The organism is Alkalihalobacillus sp. BA299, assembly GCF_017745675.1.
GTDB lineage: Bacteria > Bacillota > Bacilli > Bacillales > Bacillaceae_F > Alkalihalobacterium.
In genome coordinates this window covers 17028-42181 of the sequence record NZ_JAFLJM010000015.1, presented here as the reverse complement: position 1 = coordinate 42181, position 25154 = coordinate 17028, and the positions used below count along the sequence as shown (strand labels likewise).

Annotated in this window: 25 protein-coding genes and 1 riboswitch; of the genes, 2 read left to right on the top strand and 23 right to left on the bottom strand. The window is 35.3% G+C overall.

Annotated elements, in window-relative coordinates:
- Positions 1-10: 10 nt before the first annotated feature.
- Positions 11-1495 (bottom strand): acyl-CoA reductase, encoded by a 1485-nt coding sequence (locus J0N78_RS18325; RefSeq protein ID WP_209124551.1) that lies wholly within the window; start codon positions 1493-1495, stop codon positions 11-13.
- The gene (locus J0N78_RS18320; RefSeq protein WP_247747419.1) at positions 1495-2613 is read right to left on the bottom strand and encodes a LuxE/PaaK family acyltransferase; all 1119 of its coding nucleotides are present in this window, start codon (positions 2611-2613) and stop codon (positions 1495-1497) included. Before J0N78_RS18320 ends, J0N78_RS18325 begins: the two co-directional genes overlap by 1 nt.
- Before the next feature lie 93 nt (positions 2614-2706).
- A riboswitch (TPP riboswitch) is annotated at positions 2707-2812 on the bottom strand.
- 200 nt (positions 2813-3012) lie between these two features.
- Here J0N78_RS18320 and J0N78_RS18315 point away from each other — a divergent pair.
- Complete coding sequence (locus J0N78_RS18315) at positions 3013-3846, top strand: MBL fold metallo-hydrolase (RefSeq protein WP_209124549.1); 834 nt, start codon at positions 3013-3015, stop codon at positions 3844-3846.
- A 7-nt stretch (positions 3847-3853) separates the two neighbouring features.
- On the opposite strand, the gene J0N78_RS18310 is transcribed toward J0N78_RS18315, so the two are convergent.
- From J0N78_RS18310 to J0N78_RS18210, 21 genes are all read right to left on the bottom strand, one after another.
- On the bottom strand, positions 3854-4510 hold the full coding sequence (locus tag J0N78_RS18310; protein ID WP_209124548.1) for an NUDIX hydrolase: 657 nt from the start codon (positions 4508-4510) through the stop codon (positions 3854-3856).
- 353 nt (positions 4511-4863) lie between these two features.
- Positions 4864-5490 (bottom strand): hypothetical protein, encoded by a 627-nt coding sequence (locus tag J0N78_RS18305; RefSeq protein ID WP_209124547.1) that lies wholly within the window; start codon positions 5488-5490, stop codon positions 4864-4866.
- A 54-nt stretch (positions 5491-5544) separates the two neighbouring features.
- Positions 5545-6273, bottom strand: a complete 729-nt coding sequence (locus J0N78_RS18300; protein ID WP_209124546.1) for a gamma-glutamyl-gamma-aminobutyrate hydrolase family protein — start codon at positions 6271-6273, stop codon at positions 5545-5547.
- Between the two features lie 52 nt (positions 6274-6325).
- On the bottom strand, positions 6326-6508 hold the full coding sequence (locus J0N78_RS18295) for a hypothetical protein (RefSeq protein WP_209124545.1): 183 nt from the start codon (positions 6506-6508) through the stop codon (positions 6326-6328).
- A 33-nt stretch (positions 6509-6541) separates the two neighbouring features.
- Complete coding sequence (locus J0N78_RS18290; protein WP_209124544.1) at positions 6542-6931, bottom strand: DUF2203 domain-containing protein; 390 nt, start codon at positions 6929-6931, stop codon at positions 6542-6544.
- A 175-nt stretch (positions 6932-7106) separates the two neighbouring features.
- A complete protein-coding gene (locus tag J0N78_RS18285) occupies positions 7107-8555 on the bottom strand; it encodes a DEAD/DEAH box helicase (RefSeq protein ID WP_209124543.1) in 1449 nt (482 codons plus the stop codon).
- Positions 8556-8775: 220 nt separating this feature from the next.
- A complete protein-coding gene (locus tag J0N78_RS18280) occupies positions 8776-8949 on the bottom strand; it encodes a hypothetical protein (RefSeq protein WP_209124542.1) in 174 nt (57 codons plus the stop codon).
- A 277-nt stretch (positions 8950-9226) separates the two neighbouring features.
- Entirely contained in the window at positions 9227-10636 is a 1410-nt protein-coding gene (locus tag J0N78_RS18275; protein WP_209124541.1) for an MFS transporter, read from the bottom strand.
- Positions 10637-10927: 291 nt separating this feature from the next.
- Positions 10928-12082: an acyl-CoA dehydrogenase family protein gene (locus J0N78_RS18270; RefSeq protein WP_209124540.1), complete on the bottom strand. Its 1155-nt coding sequence runs from the start codon at positions 12080-12082 to the stop codon at positions 10928-10930.
- A 110-nt stretch (positions 12083-12192) separates the two neighbouring features.
- Positions 12193-12960 (bottom strand): 3-hydroxyacyl-CoA dehydrogenase, encoded by a 768-nt coding sequence (locus tag J0N78_RS18265; RefSeq protein WP_209124539.1) that lies wholly within the window; start codon positions 12958-12960, stop codon positions 12193-12195.
- A gap of 58 nt (positions 12961-13018) precedes the next feature.
- Positions 13019-14167, bottom strand: a complete 1149-nt coding sequence (locus J0N78_RS18260) for a thiolase family protein (protein ID WP_209124538.1) — start codon at positions 14165-14167, stop codon at positions 13019-13021.
- Positions 14168-14505: 338 nt separating this feature from the next.
- Positions 14506-16590 carry a sigma-54-dependent Fis family transcriptional regulator gene (locus tag J0N78_RS18255; protein WP_209124537.1) on the bottom strand — a complete coding sequence of 695 codons (2085 nt, stop codon included), beginning with the start codon at positions 16588-16590 and terminating at the stop codon, positions 14506-14508.
- A gap of 194 nt (positions 16591-16784) precedes the next feature.
- The gene (locus J0N78_RS18250; protein ID WP_209124536.1) at positions 16785-17243 is read right to left on the bottom strand and encodes a hypothetical protein; all 459 of its coding nucleotides are present in this window, start codon (positions 17241-17243) and stop codon (positions 16785-16787) included.
- Positions 17244-17254: 11 nt separating this feature from the next.
- Complete coding sequence (locus J0N78_RS18245; protein ID WP_209124535.1) at positions 17255-18289, bottom strand: phosphotransferase family protein; 1035 nt, start codon at positions 18287-18289, stop codon at positions 17255-17257.
- Between the two features lie 92 nt (positions 18290-18381).
- Positions 18382-19401, bottom strand: coding sequence for an MBL fold metallo-hydrolase (locus J0N78_RS18240; protein ID WP_209124534.1), 1020 nt, complete (start codon positions 19399-19401; stop codon positions 18382-18384).
- A gap of 88 nt (positions 19402-19489) precedes the next feature.
- Positions 19490-20281 carry an enoyl-CoA hydratase gene (locus tag J0N78_RS18235; protein ID WP_209124533.1) on the bottom strand — a complete coding sequence of 264 codons (792 nt, stop codon included), beginning with the start codon at positions 20279-20281 and terminating at the stop codon, positions 19490-19492.
- A gap of 444 nt (positions 20282-20725) precedes the next feature.
- On the bottom strand, positions 20726-21325 hold the full coding sequence (locus tag J0N78_RS18230) for a response regulator transcription factor (protein WP_209124532.1): 600 nt from the start codon (positions 21323-21325) through the stop codon (positions 20726-20728).
- Entirely contained in the window at positions 21322-22461 is a 1140-nt protein-coding gene (locus J0N78_RS18225; RefSeq protein ID WP_209124531.1) for a sensor histidine kinase, read from the bottom strand. The genes J0N78_RS18230 and J0N78_RS18225 overlap by 4 nt, the downstream gene beginning before the upstream one ends.
- Before the next feature lie 157 nt (positions 22462-22618).
- Positions 22619-23668, bottom strand: coding sequence for a Delta(5) desaturase DesA (gene desA / locus J0N78_RS18220; RefSeq protein WP_209124530.1), 1050 nt, complete (start codon positions 23666-23668; stop codon positions 22619-22621).
- Positions 23669-23938: 270 nt separating this feature from the next.
- A complete protein-coding gene (locus J0N78_RS18215) occupies positions 23939-24220 on the bottom strand; it encodes a DUF6509 family protein (RefSeq protein ID WP_209124529.1) in 282 nt (93 codons plus the stop codon).
- Positions 24221-24336: 116 nt separating this feature from the next.
- The gene (locus J0N78_RS18210; RefSeq protein WP_209124528.1) at positions 24337-24525 is read right to left on the bottom strand and encodes a hypothetical protein; all 189 of its coding nucleotides are present in this window, start codon (positions 24523-24525) and stop codon (positions 24337-24339) included.
- 189 nt (positions 24526-24714) lie between these two features.
- Between J0N78_RS18210 and J0N78_RS18205 the strand changes: the two genes are divergently transcribed.
- Positions 24715-25140 (top strand): hypothetical protein, encoded by a 426-nt coding sequence (locus J0N78_RS18205; protein WP_209124527.1) that lies wholly within the window; start codon positions 24715-24717, stop codon positions 25138-25140.
- The last annotated feature ends 14 nt before the right edge of the window (positions 25141-25154 follow it).

The following is a 25154-nucleotide window of genomic DNA, read 5'->3' as shown; positions in this document are numbered from 1 at the left end:
GACTCTCCTCTTACTCTCTATCAGGATCGAATTCATCCATCTGTCCTTCAAGGGAAGCTTCAACATCACAAAAGCGAACCAAATCAGCTAGATGGAAGCGCCCGTCATGGTGCCAACCCGGCTGAGGATGTGGCATAGATCCTATTGCAGAAATTCGATTGACGCCACATTCTCCTAAAAAGTTAATCATTGAAGAAAACTTTTGTGGCGAACACCCTACCCCAACAGTTTGAATAAAGCCCTTTATCTCCTTAATATACGGCTTTATCTGTTCAAAATTGTCTACCGCAATGACTGTTATAAACCGATTAAGTGGAGAAAACGGAAAAATATTATCCTCTTTATTCTCCCGTATTTCACGATAAACAACTGTCCATGCTGTATCATGTTCACTCTTTATCATCTCCACTTGTGCACCTTCAAAGCTTTCAAACTCTATCGTTGATCGTAGCTTCACAATTGCATGATGCTCCTCTGCAGTTAAAGAAGAACGAGGATGCTTATATTGAAAGTTTTCCATTTCATTTGCAAGCATTTGAGCAAAATCTCTTGGTGAAAACGCTCCACCATGTTCTATAAAAAATACATGTGGTGATAGACACCCTTGCTGGTCAAACCACGATGCATCATAAGCTGCTAATTTAGCAGTATGCCAGCCCTTTGTAGCTGTTAAACATTCTTTTGTAACCACGCCAAAACTAACCTTATGTCCATGAGCATGGAAGCTAACGTGAGACGGAACGTTCTGTTTTATTGACTCAATCGTCTCCTTCCCTCCATAAGCAATAACAGCCGAAGCCCTAGAAAAGCTAACCTTTTCTAAAGCTTCATCACCGCCCTTCCACGATAAAATCGCTATACTTTCTGCCAGCTTGGGATCAACTTCTTTTATTGTTTTAGCAAATAATACTGGAAATAACGGCTCCGAGGAAGAAACCTTACCTAATGTTGCTGATTTCAACAATAGGCCCGCAGTTAAACTCCAAAGTGGCAAAGCAGGTACATTTCCAGAAAAAATATGAGTGATAATCTCAGGTCCATATGCTCTGTATAAGCCACCGGATGTGCGTGGCCGAAATTCATCTAATACGAGAGGGTTGGGAAAATCCTCATCGATCATTCGCAGCAATTTTTCTTTACGAAATTGCCGTAAATAACGACTTAAAAATAAGCGAACCATATCGTGATCGTACCCAGTAATTATCGGAAGCATGGACTCGGCCATTTGTCGTAATTCATAGCTAGGATCTAACCACCTGTGTATAGCCTCATTAATGATGTCGATTACTTCATTAGTTTTAAGCTGTTGTATATAATTTTTTTGTTGAACCGTTAATACATCCATAATATTGTTAATTGTTTCTGGAACAAGTTCAGGAACTAGTATTTCTACACTTTCCCCATGATTTTCAAATGTTAATGTTTTAATAGGAACTTCGTTAAGTAAGTGTTGACATTGATCTGGGATATGGAAACATGAAAAGCTTGTTGACATCACTGTTCTCCTCTGGATCTCTGCGATGAGGCTAAGAATTGTTCTACAGCTAGAGAACACCCTTTAGCTTCAGCTCCTTTAGCTCGTCCTAATAATTGAAATCCTCCTTCTTCATGAATCCCAACATCCTCAGTGAGAATACTCATAACTGAATTAATATTTGCCAGATCATAATGAACAATTATTCCTTTTTCACCCTTTGTCTTCTCTTCCATTCGTTCAATGTCTAGAACGAGCGTTCTTACCCAGTGAGGGGCTTTTTTTAAAGTACTGATTTGTTGTTGCTCAAAATAATCATATAAATTCCGGTCATAAAACTGCGAGCTTAACTCTGTCATACCATACATATTTACGCACATTTCTACTGGCAGTGAAAACAATTGACACATTTCTTGTTTAAACTGCTTAGGGTCCAATTCTCGTGAGCGTCCTTTTGCTCCACCCGTATCCATCATTCGACTGTTAGGAGGTAGGTTAAAAGAAATGTTTTTCTTTTTACATTCATCTAATAAATGAATAAAAGAAAATGTTGCACCAATTAATAAAATAGGCTCTTCATTTTTTTCCGCAAACTGCAATTGTTCAATAAAGGATCCGAATTCAAAACCGTTACTAGACATGGCATATTTACTTTCTTCAGTACCAAAATGTTCTTTAGCAATATGTAAATAATGCGCTAAGGATGAGTTAGGTAACTCACTTTCCTTTGGAAATAGAATAAACATTTTCATTTTATCAAGATCAGGCATGACAAAGGATTTGAAATGTACTTTCATCGATAAATCATAAATTTCTAAATCTCGATGATAATTTTTCCCCCGTTTTTCTGGATTGGTTGTACCACTTGTCATAAAAAGAGATTCTGTTTCTTCAATTGGAAACGAGGATAGAGTTGTTAGTTTAAATGCATCAATAGGGACAGGTGGAATATCTGTAAAATACTTTACTGTCCTAGGTGACACGCGACGTTTTCGACAAAATTTACGAAAAGGCTGATTATACTCATATTGAAACTGAAACACTTTTAGCGCCATCGTATTAAATTCGTTATCAGTAGAATCTGGTTTCATAATAAAGTCAACCAATTCTTTTTTTAATGCTAAATACTCTGTTATCAATGTTGACACTCCCATTACCACGTTTAAATTAAAATAAGACTGCTTCCAAATTTGAAAGCAGTCATCAATTATAACTAAAATGTTAAATAGCTTATAAAAAGATGTCCACTTTCCTACGCTACGATTACATAGTTCAGGTTCAAAGGGTCTTAAAGACATACTTTAATCTCAGCCATAAATGGCCCCCCTAGTGGCTAAAACAATATGTAGAGATTATTTTATTAATATTACAATCTTATCACGTCCGTTCTACTTGTCAACTCAATTCATTGAATACAAAGTGAGTTGCATTTTCTATTTTGCATCCGTATTGTTTGTGCATATAGAAGGAAAATGATAATTAAAGAAGAATAAAGTTCTATATTATTTTTTAGTCATTTAAATGAAAGGAGGGTGCCTATGCGAAGTGAACATCCTGTAAAAGTCATTCGGATTCCTGTACCAACTCCAACCTTATATCCACATACAACAACAAATTGCTATTTAATTGGAAATAAAGAGGAGTGTGTATTAGTCGATGCAGGCTATGACCGGCTGGAAACGAGAAAAGAAATTGAAGCTGTTATCGAAAACACAGGATTAGCTCAGCCGACGTCTATTATTCTCACTCATTCCCACCGTGATCATGCACCTGGTGTTCGTCAGTTCATGGACTGGCCGCTGACTATTTATTGTCATCGAAGTGAAGAAGAAGCTATTATGAATGCTATTTCTCCAGTAAAAAATATCTCATTCCTACAAAATGGAGAATCCTTTAAAGTAGCTGATATGGAGATGATCGTTATTCATGGTCCAGGGCATACAGCAGGTCAGTTAAACCTTTATATCCCTTCCGAACAAATTCTTTTAGCTGGGGACAATATTGTTGCTGAGGGTACAACCTGGATAGGTCCACCTGATGGAGACATGAGTGATTATATTTATACTTTAAAGCGATTAAATCAATTGAAACTAACTAAGATTGGACCTGGTCATGGCGACTGGGTTTTACACCCTTATGAACAAATTGATTTCGTTCTAAACCGCCGGCTAAAGCGAGAAAAACAAATTAAGTCGCTGCTTAAAGACCACGTTTATTTAACAGCAACTCAATTAACAGAAAAAATCTATGAAAATACGATACATCCTAGTGTTTTTCACGTAGCAACTAAAACAACGGAAGCTCATCTTATTAAATTAATAAAAGAAGGAATTGTGTTGCAACAGAACTCTGTTTATTCACTCAGCAATTAGGGAATTTTTATTTTTTCTGTCTCTCGGGCATCATTAACGGGGCTCCTTTTTGATGATCGAGTAACGTACGTAGAGAAACAACCGTTGGTGACACCATGGATAACTCTCCTTTTTGATGCGATAATAAAGCATCCTCTGGAGTAATCCAAAAAGCATCAGCAATTTCATGGGAATCCGGTTTGGGCGATTGACCTTTAGGGAGTCTGGCGAGAAAAAAACGAGTATCAAAACGAAACGGACTCCCTTTTGGAGTTAATCGGTTACCAAAATACTGTAATTTTTCAAAATCAAGCAAACATCCTTCATATTTTAATATGTCTAAAAAAGAAATCTCCCTATTAATAAGAAGTTGACGATATTCATCTGCAGTATTTTCTGGAATTTGTATCGGTACACCTTCACTGGTAGTACCAAGAAAAACACCTACTTCTTCAAACAACTCTCTTGCCGCAGCTACATAGTGAGCTCCACTAAATACATCATGAGGAACACAATTCATAATGTACTTATTTTCTACAATGTTGTCAGCTTGTTCAACGGTACCACCTGGAAATACATAAAATCCACCTAAAAATTTCATCGTTTTCGGCCTTTTCGTTAAATAGACTCTAGATATATCATCTATTAATATGACCGTTGAGGCCGGTTTAGGAATGACTGTCACTATATCCCCCCTATTTTTCATAATTATTTTTATATCAAGGCTCTTTTCTCAAAGATTGTTGCTTTTCGCTTTTGGACCGTAAGCCAAGCGAATGCTTGGCTCTTCACGCATAGCGTGAAGGTTTTGAAAATAAAATAGCTATTCAGACAAATGAATTTGTCTTGAAAAGGCTACTTTATTTTCAAAAAACGGTCCAAAAGCAACAAAGTTTACGAAAGCTGCCTATATCAAATATTAATCTGAAAATAATTTTAATTATTTAATTTATATTCAATTTTATGAACTTATTTTCCTTCTTTTTATGAATAAGGTCAGTAAATAAAAAAGCACCACTTATCCGCGGCACTTTCTTTCTAAATGATTAACTGTTCTAATTCGGAGTGACTATAATATCCCGTAACCCCGGGCTTCGAAATTAAATACTGGATGATGTCTGAATTACTCAGCTTTACATTTCGCTTTAAGCCTTCAATAATCATACTTAAATATTCTTGAGATGGTTTATTAAAAGGAACATTTAAATCCCAATCGGCTGTAAATGTAAAAATAGGATAACCTTCTTCTTCTCCAACATATAAGATCGTTCCATACCATGTTTTTCTTAGTGTCTGATAGCGATTTTGCTTTACTTCATCGAAATCGAAATTTAATTCTACACCATTGTTTTCCTGTTTAACGACGTCGAAAAATTGCTCTTCTGTAATTAAATACTTACGACTGTATGTACAATACTTTTCATTTTTTGTAAGCCCAATGAATGCGACACCTTGCTTTTGCCATCGTCTTGATTCTTTTGCAAAATATAAGGGGTATTGCATCCTATGAGACTTTTCTTTAATAGGAAGCGACTGATCTCTACAACCTACTTCCACTTTTTCAGAACCTTCTGGCTTCCCGCCTTTTATGTAACATAAAAATCGATCCTTACTTAAATTCGATCCATAGCTAGCATACCAGACATATGATTTTTGTTGCTTCAAATTTCCGATCACATCCTCACATCAAAATTTAGGTCCGTAATAATATTCACCATGTCACTTCATTCTATTGGAACATTCAACAATAAACGCTTTAAATAACTCAAGCATACTTGGGTCCTCTACAGCCATTTCCTCTGGATGCCATTGGATACCAACCATAAAAGATACGTCGACCCCTTCTATAGCTTCGATGATTCCATCTGGGGCAGTAGCAACTGTTTTTAAATTAGGAGCTAACGTATTGATCGCCTGGTGATGCATACTATTTACATGTATCTTTTGGCGATTAATGACCCCGTGCAACCAACTATCCTTAACGATTTCAATTTGATGAGTCGCCTCAGGTCTTTCGGCTAACTGAAAATGCTTAATTGCCTTAGGGTTGTTAGCTTCAATATCTTGGACGAGTGTCCCTCCAAAAGCAACATTTAAAATAGAAATACCTCTACAAATCGCTAGAATAGGCTTTAGCTTGCTTTGAGCTTGTTTGACGAGTTCGATTTCCATTTTATCACGTTTCCCATTCGTTTTAAGTACTTTAGGATGGGGATCAGCCCCAAAGTAATAAGGGTCAACATCTTCGCCACTACTAAAAATAAAACCATCACAAATAGCAACCCATTCTTTAACCATTTCCTTTGGACCTATTGGAATAACAACCGGTACTCCTCCTGCAAGGATGACGGCTCGAATATATTTCTCATGCACATGGACAGACGGAATATTATTATGATTTTCAACCGTACTAGTGATCCCAATTATCGGTGGAGTTGGAGAAAGCATATAATCATCTCCTCATACAATATATCAGTTTAGAAAAAAACAAGAGAGTAATTTACTCTCCTGTGTTTACGACGATCTTATAGTTTAAGCCTGCAAGCTTTTGTTCATAATCACTTTTTGAAACGATATAAAACGTTTCATTGTTTTCGGTAACAACTATTTCATCAGGACTTTTATCAACTTTAGCTTCGATTAAGCTATCATAGCTAGCTCCAAGAATCGCTGTCAATTCCATTGTACCACCTCCATTCAAAGTATTCAGACTATATTATTTTAGCGGTTTTCTCCCCGCAAATCCTTCATATTCCCCGTGATAATGACTAATTTCGGGTTCTCCTTGTTTCCAACAAAGTAATACTTCTTCTCCGTTTAATAATGCTGGGAAGTCAAGTAATCCTAAATCGACCCCTTTTAACTGAACTCCTCTTGACTGTATATTACGTAAATGGAGCTGTGCTTCCATTTCTAGAAATTCTAATTCACTTTCCAACGTAAATATTCTCACTTCGTCACTTCGTTTTTTATTTGCGTTAAGTTCATTTAATTGTTTTAATTTCGTTTGGAAGTTTTTTTGTAGTTGTTGTAACGTAACTAATTCTTGTTCTAATAATGGTAGTAATTCATTAGCTTCTTTTAGTGTAAAATATTTTTTGGTCATCTGCTTCCCTCCCATTCCATTATACTTAAGTGAAGCCGATTATATAAAGTACTACTCTTATTAAGGAGGTTGAATGCTTAACTTTGAACCCCTCCTGAAATGTACGGTATATATTAACATTTCGTTGCAGTGAAGTATATCCCTGCCTAATGATTAGAAATTTATAAAACTGCATCTATTGTTCTTTTGCTTGGTGCACTTTTAATTGCTTACCTTTAATCGTCTTATTTTTCATTGCCTTTAAGACTAACGGACCTTTTCCATTTAATATATCTATAAATGAAGCATTTTCTTGGATCGTAATTACCCCAATATCATTAACCGTGACACCGTTTATTTTCGCAATCGTCCCGACAAAGTCTACAGCTCTTATCTTCTTTTTCTTCCCACCATTAAAATAAAGCTTCATGATTTCTTTATTGAAATTTTCGCTTTTATCTTTTTTAAGAAGCGGTTGATCTTTTAGTTTTCGTTCAAAAGCAGCCTTTTTTCGAGTTACCTCTTCTTTCGGAGGAGCAGGCACTTTTTGAATTTCAAAACCAATATATTGCTCAATTTCTATAAGGTATTGTTGCTCATTAGCTGTTATAAATGTAATCGCTTTACCTTTTTTTCCAGCACGTCCCGTCCTCCCTGTTCGATGGACATAGCTTTCTTTTTCTAATGGTAAGTCATAGTTAATCACAAGCGTAATATTTTCGATGTCAATACCCCTTGCAGCTACATTTGTAGCTACTAAATAACGAAACTTCCCTCTTTTAAATTCATTCATCACTGAAAATCGCTCTTCTTGTGTCATCCCGCCATGGATTTTTTCACTCGGATATCTAGTACGTTTTAAATGCTTAAATACCTCGTCTACTTGATCTTGAGTACTACAAAAAATGATACAACTATCTGGATTTTCGACAATCATTACATCCTTTAAAACCGTTAGCTTTTCGTCTTCAGTTACTTCTATTAGAAAGTGGTCAATAGCATTAGTTGTGAGTCCTGATGCTGTTACTTCTATATAAATTGGGTCTTGCATATATTTTTGACACAAGCTTTCAATATCAGGTGGTAAAGTCGCAGAAAATAGCATCGTTATACGGTATCTAGGTAATTCATTGATAATCGCTTCAACTTGATCGATGAAGCCCATATTTAACATTTCGTCTGCTTCATCAATTACAAAATAATTTAAACGCTCTAAGTTAAGTGTTCCTTTTTGAATATGATCAAACACACGGCCGGGGGTTCCAACGACGACATGTGTTTTTTGCTTTAACTCTAGTTTTTGTCTGGCGAAAGATTGTTTCCCGAAAATTGCATTAGCATTAATTCGCTTATACCTACCTATATTTGTAATATCTTCTTTCACCTGAGCCGCAAGCTCACGTGTTGGCGTCAGAATTAATGCTTGAGGCTTATTCTCTTCCCAATCAATTAATTCACAGATAGGAATACTAAATGCTGCTGTCTTACCACTTCCAGTTTGTGACTTTACAACTAGGTCTTTTTGATTTAGTGCAACTGGAATGACTTTACGTTGAACGTTAGTCGGTTGGAAATATTCCAATTGGATAAGTGCTCTAGAAATTTCAGCACTTAAATTATACTGTTTAAAGCTATGATTACTCATAAAAAAACCTCATTCTATGTCATTAATATAAACAATATTTGTTTCAATCATATTAGCACTACACTGATTCATAATACGCTTTCATTGAAAGCAAAACAAGTTTTATCATATGTAGGATGGAAAATTAACTACCACGGCAGTAGTAACTTCCTGGTAAAAACTGCAAAAAAGAAGCATTACCTATAGAAATAAGTAACACCCCTAAATATACTCTATCCGATTATCCCGCTCTAGATACGAGACAAGCTTCCTCCCACTTTTTATATTCTTCTTCTGAAGAACCCCATTGTAACCAAGACACCATGATTTTTATATCTTGATTCTTCACTAGCCAGTATTCCCATCTTTTTTTACTAATGTTCTCGTAAATTCCGCTTTTTCGAATCGTACCCATATTCTCCCCCTAAGTTGATAAATTTTTAATGGACACCGAGTAAAACATTATTTTAAAGACTAGATGGTTGGAACTTATTTACTTTATTTATATTTATTCTCTGTCTACTTCATAAACCCTTCTTTTCATTTTAAATTTTCCGTATTTTCTGTTATATCAAAAAATACATAAAAAAAGTACATACAAATAACGTATGTTAGTAGAATTCAACTCACTATTATCATTAATTATTGAACTAAAAAAAAACGTAGGTTGTAAATATAAACCTACGTTTTTTTTAACATTTTTGCATCTGATGCTTAATGATTGCTGCTTGTTGTCTTCGATTAGAAAAGTAGAAGTAAAGACCAAACAATAGTGTTAAAAGAGCTAATCCAACAAAAATATTACTATAAACAACAATAACTCCAATACTTTCTATAAACGGATTTAATGAAATACCCACTATTGAATAATCTAATATTCTTCCAATAACGGCACCACCTATTGCACCAGATATTAAATTTCCTAGATTATAGATACCCATTCCAACACCCATTTGCTCATCTAGAAGAGCCGTAGAAATTAAATTAGCCATTGACGTTTGAAATATTGGGAACGCTAAAAAATTAATACTAAACACTAAACTTATAACCCACGGTGCAAAACCAACAATACTTGATAACAAAAGTGATCCTATCATTATTAAAATGATCGCAATATATCCGACTAAATGACTTCCAAAACGATCCGTAAACCCACCAGCTAAACGTCCAACTAACGCACCCAGTATTGCACCAGGAAACAGCACTAACCCTATTTGTACTGTACTAAGACCATGTACCTCTCTTAGTAAGAGCGGAAGAACAAATAAATTACTAAACATAATTAATGTCCCAAAAAAACTAGTTAAAACGGTCAATCGAAAAACTTTATTTTTAAACATAGAAGGTACTATTAAAGGTTGCTTGTAATGATAGATCCACCAAAAAAAGAAGCCAGTTATACAACTACTTAATAGTAAATAGACCCAGTTAAACGTAGTAATAAACAAAATAAAAAGTGCAACGCCAAAAGCCATTGAAATGGCTCCAATAATATCTGGCTTACCACTTTTCTTTTCTTCTTGAGGAAGTAAAACTCTGATCATAGGTAGTGTTAAAACAACAACAAAAGAAAAGAGAAAAATATAATGCCAATCTAAAAAACCAGCAATAAATCCACCCAAAACTGGACCTAAGCCGGCACCAAAAGCCATTGCTGATGATAAAATACCGAGAATTCGTCCTTTTTCTTCCGGAAAATACCGAGATGGAATGACAAATACAATAGCAATAACTGCAGCAGCTCCACATGCTTGAATCATTCTTGAAATAACAACCATTAAATAAATAGGAGAAAAGAAGCCAACAATCGAACCGATTACAAACAGAATAATTCCAATCGTTAAAAGGTTTTTGATTGGAAAAATATCTCCTAACTTTCCGTATAATAAAGCACCAATCGAATATAAAATAATATAGCCAGTCACAACCCAGCTTACTTGCGATGGTAAGAGGTCAAAGTAAAACGCGATATCTGGTACAGAAACCATAAACATCGTAGAATTCATTATTGAAAATAAAAGTAAAATACACAACAAGCTAATAAGCTTTTTCTTATCAGCATCTGAAATTAAATATTGCGGTTCTTTACGGATATCTTTCATTTTAAAAACACCTCCTTCATAAATAAGTTCTTCTTCAAACCGTTACTTCTAAGAAAAAAAAGACTTTTATTTAAACATATAAGCCTTTAAAACAAAAGAAATTTTTCATTACCTATTTTATTATATACCTATTTTAATCCCATTGATAGAAAAGCGCTTCTATAAGCTAGCACCTTACTATCAGTTAGATAGGTCTCTCTCCATTCCTCATATTCTATATTTATAGGTTAGTAATCTTACGTCTTTTTTTCTGCGTTTTACACTATTTACCGTTAATCTCCCCTAGGAGGATTATAACCCCATGTTTTTAGCAATTATCTGTTTCATGATTTCATTTGTACCTGCATAAATTGTCGCAACTGGAATGTCACGATATCTTCTAGCAATCTCATATTCTTCCATATAGCCGTAACCACCATGTAATTGCATGCAATCTCCTGCCATCTTTTTGGCCATATCAGTTATCCACCACTTAGCCATTGACACTTCAGTAACTACGTTTTCTCCTGCCATATGTTTTACAATCAAACTGTCTACGAACGTACGCCCTAATTGTACTTCTGTTGCCATTTCCGCAATTTTAAATTGGGTATTTTGAAATTGACTGATTGACTTACCAAAGGCTTTTCGTTGCTTCACATAATCAATTGTCATTTCTAACATCCGTTCTGCTGAGGTAATCGATTGGATCGCAACCATTAACCGTTCCTGTTGCAATTTATCCATCAAGTAATAAAATCCTTTTCCTTCTTCACCTAATAAGTTTTTAACCGGAACTCTTACATCTTCAAATATTAACTCAGCTGTATCTGCTGTATGCTGCCCAACCTTTCTCAGCTTTTTCCCTTTTTTAAAACCTGGAACTTCCCCATCAATCGTATCAACGACAATAAGGCTAATTCCTTTATGAGGAGGATTTGCTTTAGGGTCTGTTTTACAAACTACAACGATGAAATTCGTCGAATAACCGTTCGTGATAAACGTTTTTTCCCCATTTATTACATAATGATCTCCGTCTTTTACAGCTGTTGTTTTAATTGCAGCTAAATCTGAACCGGTTCCTGGTTCAGTCATCGCAATCGATGAAATAATTTCGCCCGTTACACTTCGAGGTAACCACCTTTTCTTTTGTTCGTCCGACCCAAAGGAATCAATATAAGGCATGACAATATCATTATGAAGCCCTGGACCACCAATACCCGTACAAATTTTTTCAAGTTCTTCAGTTAATACAACGGAATAACCGAAGTCTGCATTCATACCACTGTATTCTTCATCTAGCCATGGACATAAAAATCCTTGCTCTCCAAGTTGTTTCCAATATGTTTTGGGTACTTGTCTAGCTTCTTCCCAATCCTCTACATAGGGAATCACTTCTTTTTCTAAATATTTTCTTAATGATTTTCTAAAAATTTCATGTTCTTCTGTTAAGTAAGGTTTTGTCATTAAAAAAATCACCCCTCTATGTTTTTTAAGGGCCAACTCAAACAATAACCATTTGAGCTGCCCCTAAGATATTAGTGATTAAATTAGCATTACGATTTTTGCAACCTTAGTTATTTCGGTTGCATACGGATCGCACCATCTAAGCGAATGGTTTCTCCGTTAAGCATTGGGTTTTCTATAATCGCCTGAGCCAGTTGACCATATTCTGCTGGCACACCTAATCTCGATGGGAATGGGACTTGCTTACCTAATGCCACTCTAGCTTCTTCAGACAATGTATTAAATAATGGTGTTTCAAAAAGTCCTGGGGCAATCGTTACAACACGAATGCCACTCTTCGCTAGATCACGAGCGATTGGTAACGTCATCCCAACAATCCCGCCTTTAGAAGCACTGTAGGCTGCTTGACCGATTTGTCCATCAAATGCCGCAACTGAAGCAGTATTAATGATCACTCCACGTTCACCTTGATCATTCGGTTCATTTACAACCATTTGTTCCGCAGCTAAGCGAATGACGTTAAATGTTCCAATAAGGTTTATGTTAATCACTTTGACAAAGTCTTGTAAATCATGTGCTTTGTTTCTACTTACTGTTTTTTGTGCAAGTCCAATCCCCGCACAATTAACGACCGCATTGTAGCTACCAAATTTTTGTACCGTCTCATTTAATGCATTTTGGACACTTGCTTCATCCGTTACATTCGTTTTTACATAAATTACATTTTCCCCTAATTCCTCAACGAGGCGCTTTCCATTCTCTTCTGCCAAATCAAGAATTGCTGCTTTTCCGCCATTTTCGATAATATTTCTTACCGTTGCTTCCCCTAAACCTGAAGCTCCACCTGTTACGAGTGCTATTGTTTCTGATATATTCATCGAAAAAACTCCTCTCATCCATTTTTCTTTATTCGTTTATTTTCTATAAATCTATTAATTAAATTCTTTCAATGATTGTTGCATTAGCCATTCCGCCGCCTTCACAAATCGCTTGAAGACCATATTGTCCACCTGTTCTTTCTAACTCGTGCATAAGAGTAATCATCACACGCGCCCCACTAGCACCTAATGGATGTCCTAAGGCAATAGCTCCTCCATTTGAATTTAGTTTAGCTGGGTCTGCTTTAATTTCATCTAACCAACACATCGGCACTGGTGCAAATGCTTCATTAACTTCATAGAGGTCAATATCTTCAATCGTTAAACCAGCTTTATTAAGTACTTGTTTTGTTGCTTCAATTGGACCTGTTAACATTAAGGTCGGATCTGACCCTACAACTTGACGTGCTACTACTCGGAAGCGTGGTTTTAATCCGAGTTCAAGTGCTTTATCTTTAGACATTAATAGAATCGCCGCAGAGCCATCGCTCATTTGGCTTGCATTTCCAGCATGAATGACGCCATCTTCAGTAAATGCAGGTTTCAATGATGCTAATTTTTCAAGAGATGTCCCTTTACGCGGACCTTCATCTTGGGTCACAACCGTCGTTGTTCCATCTTCAAGTGTAACTTTAAAAGGCATAATTTCTCGGTCAAAGCGTCCTTCTTCTTGTGCTTGGAGAGCTCTTCGGTGACTTTCTAATGCAAACTCGTCTAATTGGCTCCGGCTATATCCCCACTTTTCACTAATTCGCTCTGCTGATAATCCTTGGTGAATCATCTCGTATCGTGATGTTAATTCTTCACTCCAGTCGGAATTTTGTCTGGTTGCTCCCATTGGAATACGTGACATACTTTCCACTCCACCAGCAATGACGATTTCCATGTCTCCACTTGCTATCGCCTGCGTAGCAAAGTGCACAGCTTGTTGACCTGATCCACATTGCCGATCAATGGTTGTACCAGGAACGCTGATAGGGAAACCCGCCTGTAATACAGCTGTACGTGCAATATTTAACCCTTGTTCTTCTACTTGAGATACACAACCCATAATGACATCTTCAACAAGAGCAGGGTCAATTCCTGAACGATTTACTAGCTCTTTTAATACTTTCGCAGCCATATCATCCGGACGAACTGTACTTAAAACTCCTTTTCGTTTTCCTACAGGTGTTCGAACTGCCTCTACAATTACAACTTCACGCATTTCCATTCCCCCTATAATAGTAAATATTGTTTCGTATATGACGATCACATTTTTTTCTATTGCAAAAACTATGCCATATTTTATAACGCTCTATTTAAGTCTTATACAACGCATAATTCATAAAAGTGTCTGAAAACAAGACAATTGAAAAATCAAATATGTTTAAATACTGCTCACAGTTCTTTATAATTGGTTGTTACTAGCGCTTATCTCCCAGTTAAACTGCCTTGTATTGCCTTGAAGTGAGAGTCCTTAGAGTTAATTAAACGGGATAAAAAAGATATGCACAATAATTTTGCGTGACTGCGCTTACAATTGGCTTTATATTCCACTCCCATCTACTTTACTTCAATCGTTTCATACTTCTTCAATTTATCATAGAGGACAGAACGACTTATCCCTAATAATTTACATGCCTGACTCTTGTTTCCTTTAGATTTAATTAACGCTTTTTGAATAGCTATTTGCTCCGCTTTTTCTAGTAACGATTGTTCGGCAAACCCCGATTCTTCTTCCTCTATAAATAAATCATAACCGACTTTTTTTAATAAATAGTCGGGTAAATCAACAAGTTGGACATTACCGTTTTCAGCGAATATCATCGCTCGCTCCCATACATTTCGTAACTCGCGAATGTTCCCAGGCCAATCATAGTCCATCATCGCCTGCTGAACTAACGGATCCCACCCGATGATACTCGTTCCATTTTGTTTATTTAATTCTTCGATAAATGTTTCGCTTAATAATAAAATATCTTTCTTTCTCTTTCGAAGTGGGGGAATTTCAAATGAAATTACATTTAATCGATAAAATAAGTCTTCCCGAAATTCACCTGCCTCTACCATTTCTTCAAGAGAACGATTCGTCGCTGCTATAATCCGAACATTGACCTCAATTCGCTCGGTGCCCCCAACTCTATAAAATTCTTTCTCTTGTAGTACACGTAGTAATTTAGCTTGAAGTTGGAGAGACATATCACCGACTTCATCAAGGAACAGCGTCCCTCCATTTGCTAAGTCAAACTTGCCCATTTTCCCTTTTTGTTTAGCTCCAGTAAATGCTCCTTCTTCATACCCGAAAAACTCAGATTCTAATAAATGTTCTGGTATAGCAGCACAATTGACCGTAATAAATGGACCTTGTCCGCATGAGCTTGAACTATGAATCGCATGTGCAAACAGTTCTTTTCCTGTGCCACTTTCTCCACGAATTAAAATCGTTGTACGACCTTTTGCAGCTTTAATACCACTTCGCATTAATTTTTCCATCTGAGAATCCTGAGAAAGAATTTCTTTAAATGTAAACCTTGATGTTTCTGTCTTTCTAGTAGAAACATGCATTTTCTTTTCTATATTTTCATATCTCCTAAAACGTTCTCTTACTTCATGTAATTGACGATAGACAATTTTACCGATGACTCCGATGATTTGATCATCTTGGTAGACAGGTATGCGATGGACGATGTAATTAATTCCTTTAACATCCATAAAATCACTTATATCCGAAACACCCGTTTTAAGAGTTGGTGTTAATTCAAGGTGAGGAAGGGTTTCATTAACAGGCGAATTTTCAATGGTTTTCTCATTAAGTTCAAATAATTCGATTAGTGAGGGACTTATAAAAATTATTTGACTATCTTCATTAATCATGACTACGCCATCGTAAGCGTTATCAATTACTGTTTGGAGAATACTTTTCCATTTTTTTACGGACTGTAGTTCTTGAGCCATATTCTCTAGCTCATTTACATTTTGAAAAAGAGCAATATATCCTTTTGAACCATTTGGTCTTTTATAGTTGGACAAACGGACGACAAAATAATCAGATTGTATTTTTACTCGAGTGTGAATTTCTTTTTCAGAAGTTGAACTTTTCCAACTTGGAATGATTTCTTGTAAATCTTTAAAAAGCAACTCTTCTTTCGTTTGCTTAAGCATGTTATTCAATTTTTCATTTACATAAATAACTTTACCTCGTTCATCTGTCAATAAGGCACCTAAGTTAGAAGTTTGTAAAATCGTTTCTAACTGTCTTTTTAAAAAACGCGTACTTTGTAAAAAGCTTAAAACAGCTGAAGATGTCGTAATTAGACCGATCGGCTTTTCGCTATCATCAATCACAACCCCTGTTCCCACTTCACTATTTTCAATTATTTTTTCTAATTGTTCAGATGTTGTATCAAGTGTTACTGTCCCAATATCTTCTTTTATAAAATTACCGATCATAGTCTTTTGATCTAATTCTAATAGCAACATTTGATAGAGAGCACTCCGAGTAAAAACACCTATTAATTTTCCTGTTGAATCAGTAACTGGTACAGTATTCCATTTCGTTTTTTTCATAAAATTAATCGCTTCATTTAGGGTGTTATTAGGAGATAGACACTCATTAACTGGAGTCATGACCTTTTTTACTGAATTCAATTTAATCTACTCCTTCACAAAAATGCTCATTTGAACCGTACAATGCATATTACTTCTATTTCATTATTCCCCATTTTACCATACTACTTGTAAGAATAATCAAATAATTACAACAAAAAAACTGCTCTTTAAGATATCGATTATATCTTTAAGGACAGTTTTGATTAGGGAATGCTTTTGCAAATATTTTATCATTACCGAACAAGAGCCATCTCAATCATTAATTGCTCTCTAAATTTTTTTCGTAACGGTAAGATATATAGCTTTTCAACTTCGGTGTTATAAGTACTTTCTTCATACAAGGAGCGTATAAGGTTACATTGTAATTCATTTAATCGATTACATTTTTCAGTAACGTCATCGAATCGTTCTATTTTGATTAATTCATCTTTAAATTGTCCCACAATGCTTTCCATTCTTGAAGAAAGCTTGTCATTTATTATTTTTAAAATCATTTCATTTAATGTTTCTTGGATATGTTCGACTAGCTGTTTTTTTGGTCCTACGTTTTGAACGGAGTGCATATCTACATTTTTAAGTACGGAAATGATCGCAATTGCTTGTTCTTTTGCCATGCTATTATTTATATTTGGGATGATGACTTCCTTTAATACATCGTTTACCGTACGGATCGTTAGTGATTTATCTAACATGTATGTACCCCCTAGTAGCCTAGTAATTCTGCTAGCATCCCTCGCATTAAAGGCCAACGGAATCCTTGTCTTGCCATGCGGAGATCTTTTGTTTTTAATTTAGCAAAGTCAGTTCCCGCTGATTGAGAAATGAGAACAAACCGCAATTGGTGAAAGACTTCGTAATAATGGAGCACTTTTTCATTAATCGACAGTCCTGTAAATTCACTATACTTCTCAAGAAACATGTCTTTATCTAATAAATAGTTTAATAGTGGAGAGTCCATTCGATTAGACTTAGTACATACATAGGCAACATCTGCCATAGGATCACCAATTTCCGTTGCTTCCCAGTCTAAAATTCCAGTAATACTATTGTTAAGATATAAAAGGTTTCCCGATCTGTAATCTCCGTGTACAACTGAAAATCGTTGTGCCGCAGGCTTATTTTTTTTTAACCATTCAAGAGCATCGACCATAATCGGATCAGGACTAATTTGATACTTATAATACATTTCTTCAAATTCATTTATTTTTCTATCAATATAGCCGTATTCCCCTACAGGCTCTTCTAAGTCTTCAGCGAGACCTATTTGCTTATAATCAATAAGATGTAGATCTGCTAAATATCGAACAAACTGTAATGGAATCTTTCCATCGTCATGAGCTTGTTTAAAAAATTGTTTCCCTTCTTTTGACCAAGGAACATAGCTTTTACCAGGTAGCTTATCCATGACAAAAAAAGAACCCCCTATTATTGACTCATCCGTTTCATACCAATAAACCCGTGGAATTGGTAATTTACTATTCTGACTTAGCCGATCTAATAGCTTATAATGACGGTACGAATTTTGATAGTCTGTCATTAAACCACCTTTGTTTTGTTTACGGATCGCGTATCCCTTATGATGCGCTTCCCCGTTCATTTCCCATGTAACAGAAAAAGTAAATGCTTCATCTGACCACCCTGCTGACGGTTGTTGGAAATCACAAATTTGTACATTTTTCGCACCTGCTAATTTCCGCTCAAAAAATAATCGGATCGCTTGCATAGTCGTTTCCAACAAAAAGTCCACCCCCTTTTTATGTCGGATGCGTCTTGAATATAACACTGCCGTACTTGTAGGAATTTACCCTAAAGCATTTTTGATTTTCAAAATCACCTTTCATTACTTTCGATTGAATAAATAGATATCCCATCTCGTTTTTGTACATTTACTTGATGAACGAGCTTTAAAAGATCAAGATGGCCCATTGTTTCTGATAAAGTTAAATCCAATTCTTTTTGAAATATTGTAGGAAAAAGTAGTGTAGTAAGTTCATATACCGTTTTCGGTCCATCTTTGAGTAGGTTACGTATATTTTCTGTTCTCTCCCAGTTACTCTTTAACCGATTATGAATTAATTCTCGATGATTCGTAACGGACTCACCGTGTCCTGAAAAAACTATCTCTATCTTTTCATCTGCACACATCTCCAACGCCGTTCGATATTGGACTAATGTCATTGGTCGTTCGTTAGATGGATCAAATGGTGGTTCAATTAATGCATTTGAAGAAATATGTTCGATAATGTGGTCACCACCGAGAAAAACTCCATCTCGTTTTCGATAAATAGACAAGTGATCTTGTGAATGGCCAGGTGTATATAGCACTTCCCATTCTTTTAGCCCTGGAACTTGTTGTCTATGCGCTAATTTAATATCAACTTGACTTGGTTCCATTAGAGATTGCATATATTCTAACTGCCTAGCATAATGGTGTTGATATTCAGGGGGGACATTACATTCGCGAGAAAACTCATAAAAAAAATGAGTGCGGTAATGATTAAACGTTTGGTCTTTCTCAATATATTTTGCAAGTAATGGATGTCCAAGCGTTTTGGCACCCGCTATCTTTCTTACACGTTCAAGAAGGCCACAATGGTCGATATGGTGATGAGTAATGAGAATTTGCTGTATATCTTTTAATTGATAACCCGCTTCGTTTATACCCCTTAAAAGTATTTCCCAAGCTTCTTCCGTCTTAGGCCCCGTATCTACTAAAGTTAAGACTTCCCCTTCAATTAAATACACATTTACTGGTCCTACAGGAAAAGGAGTAGGAAGGACGATTTGATAAATACCTTCTTTGACTTTTGTTGTATATTTTTGTAGATGTATTGGTTTGTTCTGTATCATATCCAATGTCCTCCAATTATTAGAATTTGTAAGTTAGCTAAAATCGAGTCAATCGTATAACTAAACTACATGCTTAGGATGCTTTCTTTTAGCGATGCTTAAAGTTTGGTGAGCGCTTATCTAGAAATGCTTGAACACCCTCTTTTACATCTTCTGTTTGGAAAACACCCGCGAAGTATTCTGCTTCAAGGTCAATCGCCTCATTAAATTCAAGTTCCATCCCTTCATTTACTGCTTTTTTTATACGAGTTAGTGCTTGCAATGAATAACTAGCGATTCTTTGAGCCATTTGTTGTGCTGCTGCCATTCCTTCTCCAGTAGCAACGACTTTATTCACTAAACCGATCTCTTTCGCTTCTTGTGCTGAGAGTGGGTCTCCTAAGAACATTAATTCCTTTGCTTTCGCTTCGCCAACAAGTCTCGGTAAACGTTGCGTACCTCCACCACCCGGGAAAAGGCCTAATTTCACTTCAGGCAAGCCAATTTGCGCATGATCTTCAGCAATGCGAATATCACACGTTAATGCAAGCTCACAACCTCCACCAAATGTAATGCCATTTAACATGGCAATTGTAGGTTTTTCCATATCATCGATTTGGTTTAAGACTTTATGAGATTGTAAGTTTACTTCTTTTAATTCCTCTTTACTCATATGTAACCATTGAGGAAATTCTTTAATGTCTGCACCTGCCATGAAAGCACGTTGACCTGCCCCTGTTAAAATAACAGTAATCACTTCTGGATCTTCTGAAATAGAAGAGAAAACTTCGCCTAATTCTCTTATCACCTGACTACTTAATACATTCATTGGTGGGTTATCTATTGTAACAGTAGCCACCCCATCCGCTTTATCAAAATGAACTAACTTTTGCATATACACTATCCCCTCATTTAATCATTATTTTGAAGACCATCGACTATCTACACTTTGCGTTACGCTTTGAAAATAACCTTGATCTATCTATAAAAATGAGAATTGCAAAAATTATGCCAAAAATAATAATAGATAGCAATTAACTAAATCACCTAATAGAATACCCTTCTGCTTTATTAAAATCTTTTATCTATGTTTTGAATGGAAGAAAAGTGTATGAAAAATATACAAATATATACTTTGAATTGTTTATTTATTAGACAAATTTAGCTAGACAGTAATAAAAATGACACCTTTTCTGTCCAGAGATAACTTTAAAATGATGTTATTGTATAAAAAAAGGGATCGCGCTAATGGATTAGAGCGATCCTTTTTTTATTTGGCTGTCTTCGTAAACCTTATTGCTTTTTGGACCATTTTTAAAGCTTCACGTAAAGCGTGAAGAGCCTTTTATTTAAACCAGCCTTTTTCTTTGGATTGAGTTATTGCTTCAATTCGGTTTTTCACATCAAGTTTATCTAAAATCGTAGAAATGTAATTTCGTACCGTTCCAGCTTTAATATTCAGTTCTTCAGCAATTTCTTTTGTATTTTTCCCATCAGCAATAAGTTCTAACACAGCCTTTTCTCGCTCAGTCAGTGGGTTTTCTTCACTATATAAATCATCTATTAGTTCCGGAGCATATACACGTTTTCCATCCATAACGCTTCGAATCGAACTTGCTAACTCCTCACTAGGACTGTCTTTTAACAAATATCCACTTACTCCCGCTTTTAATGCCCGTTGAAAATATCCAGAACGAGCAAACGTCGTTAATATGATGACTTTGCATTGCAATCCCTTCAGTTCTTCCGCAGCCTCAAGTCCACTTTTTTCTGGCATTTCAATATCCATAATACAAACATCAGGCATAAGTGCATCGACAAGCGAAATCGCTTCTTGCCCATTTGAAGCCTTGCCAATGACTTCCATATCATCTTCTAAATTAAGTAATGAACCTAATGCACCTAATAACATTCGCTGATCTTCAGCGATGACAATTCGAATCATAAAGGACCCTCCTTATCCGACTCCTTAATCACATTTGGCACTCTCATCTTAATCGTCGTTCCATGACTAGATTCGATTTCTAGAATCCCGTTAACAAACTCAAGGCGTTCCTTCATTCCTTGAAGTCCACTTCCTTTATAAAGGTCTTGATCTTCATTAATCCCAATTCCATCGTCTTTAACTATAATGCAAATTTCATTAGAGTTTTGAATGATTGAGATTTGGCAAGTCGAAGCTTGACTATGTTTTACGACATTTGTTATGGATTCTTTTATACACATACTTAGAATGTTCTCAATAAATAGTGATACATTTGTTAATTGAACTTCTTCATCATAGACAAATTTAATTTGTGCGGCTTTAAGAATTTGCTTCACGTGTACAAGCTCTTCTTTTATACGAATCCCACGCATTTGCGAGACCATTTTCCGGACTTCATTTAATGCCGTTCTCGCAGTTTGTTGTACGTCCAGTAATTCATCTCTAGCTTGCCCTGGGTCTTTATCAATCAATTTCCTAGCCAAATCACTTTTTAAGCCAATGAGTGATAGCTTCTGTCCGAGCGTATCATGTAGATCACGAGCGATCCGCTGTCGTTCTTCTTGTTTGACTAGCTCAGCTATTCGTTTATTGGCATCTTCAAGCTTCTCTTCCAACTGATCTTGCTTTTTACGATTATATATGTTGAACGGAAGAAGAATAACACTGATCCAAACAATAATGATGAACGGCAATTGTGTTAAAAATAAATCATCTTTCAAAATAACGATATTATAATTAATCGATATTGTCGTAAATACTAAATGAATTATATATAACGTTAAAAAAGCAATTCGATTTTTAATATTTCCGTTATAATATGCAATGTAGAAAGCAAAATAAATAAATTGGAACACTATCGTCATCGTTATCGATATCGCGATTAAAATACATGTCCAAACATAAACAGGCCATTTTTTAGACATAAACGCAAACCGATATGCGATAAAAAATACTATCGTAAGTGTAATCCCTGCAATAATTTCCAGCGTCGATGAAGATTGAAAAATAAAATAAAACGGTAATATACTAAAGATACTCCAAATATAAGGAGATATCGCTGAATTTTTTTGTAAGTTCTTAAACTTTTTTAACATGCTGAAACCTCTTTTAACCATTGTGTCATCCTCGATATTTTAGCATAAGTTTCCAGTAAACAAACAATAAATAGATCGGGGTAATAAAAAAGTAGCCTCTACTTTTCTACAATACGTAAATACTCGTAAAAAAGAGAGGCAACTAGAATGCAAAACCTTATAAGTCAGATTTCATCGAAGCTGAGACAGTTGTCCTTTTAACTACTGGTTTCACCTGTTCATTTTTAAGATCTTTAAATCCTATAAACTTTTTGTTTTTCTCATCCCAAAGTCGAAAACGAAGGGATTTTAAACTTGAACCAATCGTAATCGTTTGTACTTCTTGTAAAGCTTGGTGGTTATTATGAACTTCTTCAAGTTTATAGTTTGGAACTCGCGGACTTAAGTGGTGAATGTGATGAAACCCAATATTACCTGTTAACCACTGCAATACTTTTGGTAATTTATAATATGAGCTGCCTTCTAATGCAGCTTTGACATAATCCCACTCTTCCTCGTTTTCAAAATATGAATCCTCGAATTGGTGTTGGACATAAAATAACCAAATTCCTATAGATCCTGAAATTAAGAAAATTGGACCTTGAATTAAAAGAAACGCTTGCCAACCGATCGTCCAACATAAAATGGCGATCGTTACTACAATTAATAAGTTGGTTAAATACGTGTTCAATCGTTCTTTCATTCGCGCATCTTTCTCATTAAATCGGTAATCAATTAAAAATATATAAATTGGACCTAACACAAACATGACAAACGGATTGCGATATAATCGATACGCTAACTTTCTCCAAAAAGAAGAAGCATTATATTCATCTACAGTGAGTACCCAGACATCCCCAGTACCTCGTTTATTTAAATTACTACTCGTTGCGTGATGTACGGAATGACTATGCTTCCATTGTTCATAAGGACAAAATGTCATAACACCAGTAATGGTCCCGATAATTTGATTTACTCGACGATTTTTAAAAAATGACTGATGACAACAATCATGGAAAATGATAAAGATCCGTACTAAAAAGCCAGCCGCAACTGCACATATCACGAAAGTAAGAAGATAGGAAACAGAAAGACTAACATATGCAAGGATCCATAGGGCAAAAAATGGTACCAGTGTATTTATTAGTTGCCAAACACTTTCCTTAGTATTTGACTTTTCATATGGTGCAATTTGTTTTCTTAATTGATTGTGTTTTTGGTTTGCCATTATTTTTTAATTCCCTTCCACTTTTTCATTTGTAATTCTAGAATAATGGTTTTCTTTCATGCTTTGTAGTCATACATGTCATGTATAACACATGATAAATGTCATGTATTCAGAGGGGCGAGATTACATTTATTGAATAAATAACCAAAACACAATAAAAAGCAGACATCGCTTGGTTGCCTGCTTTGTTTAATCCTTCATAAAGTTATGCTTTTATTCACTTTACTTATTCTGTAGTAATAATTTATTCTTATGCTAAAAGTAATCATCCTACCCGATGTGTTGTTTACAATAATTACTAATGATTTCTTTCTCATCCTCTTCTAAAGCAAAATCGATGTATTCATTTGTTCCTTTTTCATAAAATTGATATTGTGCAATATGACTTTCATTTTGCGTAACAGCAAAGATTACACGTAAATACAACCCTTTTTCTTGATACAGTTCATCATCCTCTGGTACCTCAATGTCCAGGTGGAATTCATATCGGTCTCCTAATAAAATACCCGTTGTATCTTGAAGCTTTTCAACCGAATGTCCAGTAATTTCCATGACAGCCTTCCTTTCTTCTATTCCCATTTTCAATTCTAAACTTATTCATAAAAGCTTTAGTAGATGCCCACCATAATATGTAAACGAGAATTCCACTCCATTACAATAAGTTACATTTATTTATTTAAAGCTTTCTGTTTTTGCATGATTTGATACGATTTTTCAATAATATCTGTTAATACATCACCTTTGTATACTCTTCCAAGCTTAGTGTTTTCTTGGTAATACTCGACAATCTCATCAAATCGATTTGCTGTTTCTTTACTTATTCTAACATTTAATTGAACTCTATTTTCTTCACTCAACCACTCCACCTCCAATAATAATTATGATCACCAATCACTCTGCTATCATTTGCCTATCAGGATGATATCTATTTGTTATTTTATACGATTTATTGTCGTCTGACTAATGTTTTCTCAAGAAGGCATAAAATCTTCACTTTTCAAAAGACTAACTAAAAAACGTTCTAAAGGTGAGGAGGAACTAAACTGATGGAACAGTTTCGCGGGGACGCCCATAAATTTTACAAAAAAATAAAAAATATAATTGCTAAAAAGCAAACTATTCATAATTTAAGCGAAATTAATGAAATTAATACGATCCAAACCTTCTATGAAACCCTTCCTCTTAACGAATTAAAGCTCATACATTATCGCATGATTAAAGAACAAAACGGTAGTGGCATGATCCCAGTACTAATTTCAATTTTACCTTGGCTTGGATTAATTTTTTCAAAGCAAATTCAAAAGGTGGCAGACAATAATATTTATTTTATTTTTTTGTTTCTTACTTTCTTCACTCTTTTTGCTCTTATTTTTATTTTACTCCATTATCGCGAAAAAGCATGGGCTTCATTACATATTGAAATTATTAAAGATATTATGGAATTTCGTGAAAAAAATAAAACTAAATGGTAAACTCATGAAAAGCG

Bases quoted from the DNA above. Each gene is read 5' to 3' on its own strand.
- J0N78_RS18325 (WP_209124551.1), bottom strand. From the start codon at position 1,495: ATGTCAACAAGCTTTTCATGTTTCCATATCCCAGATCAATGTCAACAC.
- J0N78_RS18315 (WP_209124549.1), top strand. From the start codon at position 3,013: ATGCGAAGTGAACATCCTGTAAAAGTCATTCGGATTCCTGTACCAACT.
- J0N78_RS18300 (WP_209124546.1), bottom strand. From the start codon at position 6,273: ATGCTTTCTCCAACTCCACCGATAATTGGGATCACTAGTACGGTTGAA.
- J0N78_RS18295 (WP_209124545.1), bottom strand. From the start codon at position 6,508: ATGGAATTGACAGCGATTCTTGGAGCTAGCTATGATAGCTTAATCGAA.
- J0N78_RS18290 (WP_209124544.1), bottom strand. From the start codon at position 6,931: ATGACCAAAAAATATTTTACACTAAAAGAAGCTAATGAATTACTACCA.
- J0N78_RS18285 (WP_209124543.1), bottom strand. From the start codon at position 8,555: ATGAGTAATCATAGCTTTAAACAGTATAATTTAAGTGCTGAAATTTCT.
- J0N78_RS18280 (WP_209124542.1), bottom strand. From the start codon at position 8,949: ATGGGTACGATTCGAAAAAGCGGAATTTACGAGAACATTAGTAAAAAA.
- J0N78_RS18275 (WP_209124541.1), bottom strand. From the start codon at position 10,636: ATGAAAGATATCCGTAAAGAACCGCAATATTTAATTTCAGATGCTGAT.
- J0N78_RS18270 (WP_209124540.1), bottom strand. From the start codon at position 12,082: ATGACAAAACCTTACTTAACAGAAGAACATGAAATTTTTAGAAAATCA.
- J0N78_RS18265 (WP_209124539.1), bottom strand. From the start codon at position 12,960: ATGAATATATCAGAAACAATAGCACTCGTAACAGGTGGAGCTTCAGGT.
- J0N78_RS18260 (WP_209124538.1), bottom strand. From the start codon at position 14,167: ATGCGTGAAGTTGTAATTGTAGAGGCAGTTCGAACACCTGTAGGAAAA.
- J0N78_RS18250 (WP_209124536.1), bottom strand. From the start codon at position 17,243: ATGTTAGATAAATCACTAACGATCCGTACGGTAAACGATGTATTAAAG.
- J0N78_RS18240 (WP_209124534.1), bottom strand. From the start codon at position 19,401: ATGATACAGAACAAACCAATACATCTACAAAAATATACAACAAAAGTC.
- J0N78_RS18230 (WP_209124532.1), bottom strand. From the start codon at position 21,325: ATGATTCGAATTGTCATCGCTGAAGATCAGCGAATGTTATTAGGTGCA.
- J0N78_RS18225 (WP_209124531.1), bottom strand. From the start codon at position 22,461: ATGTTAAAAAAGTTTAAGAACTTACAAAAAAATTCAGCGATATCTCCT.
- desA (WP_209124530.1), bottom strand. From the start codon at position 23,668: ATGGCAAACCAAAAACACAATCAATTAAGAAAACAAATTGCACCATAT.
- J0N78_RS18215 (WP_209124529.1), bottom strand. From the start codon at position 24,220: ATGGAAATTACTGGACATTCGGTTGAAAAGCTTCAAGATACAACGGGT.
- J0N78_RS18205 (WP_209124527.1), top strand. From the start codon at position 24,715: ATGGAACAGTTTCGCGGGGACGCCCATAAATTTTACAAAAAAATAAAA.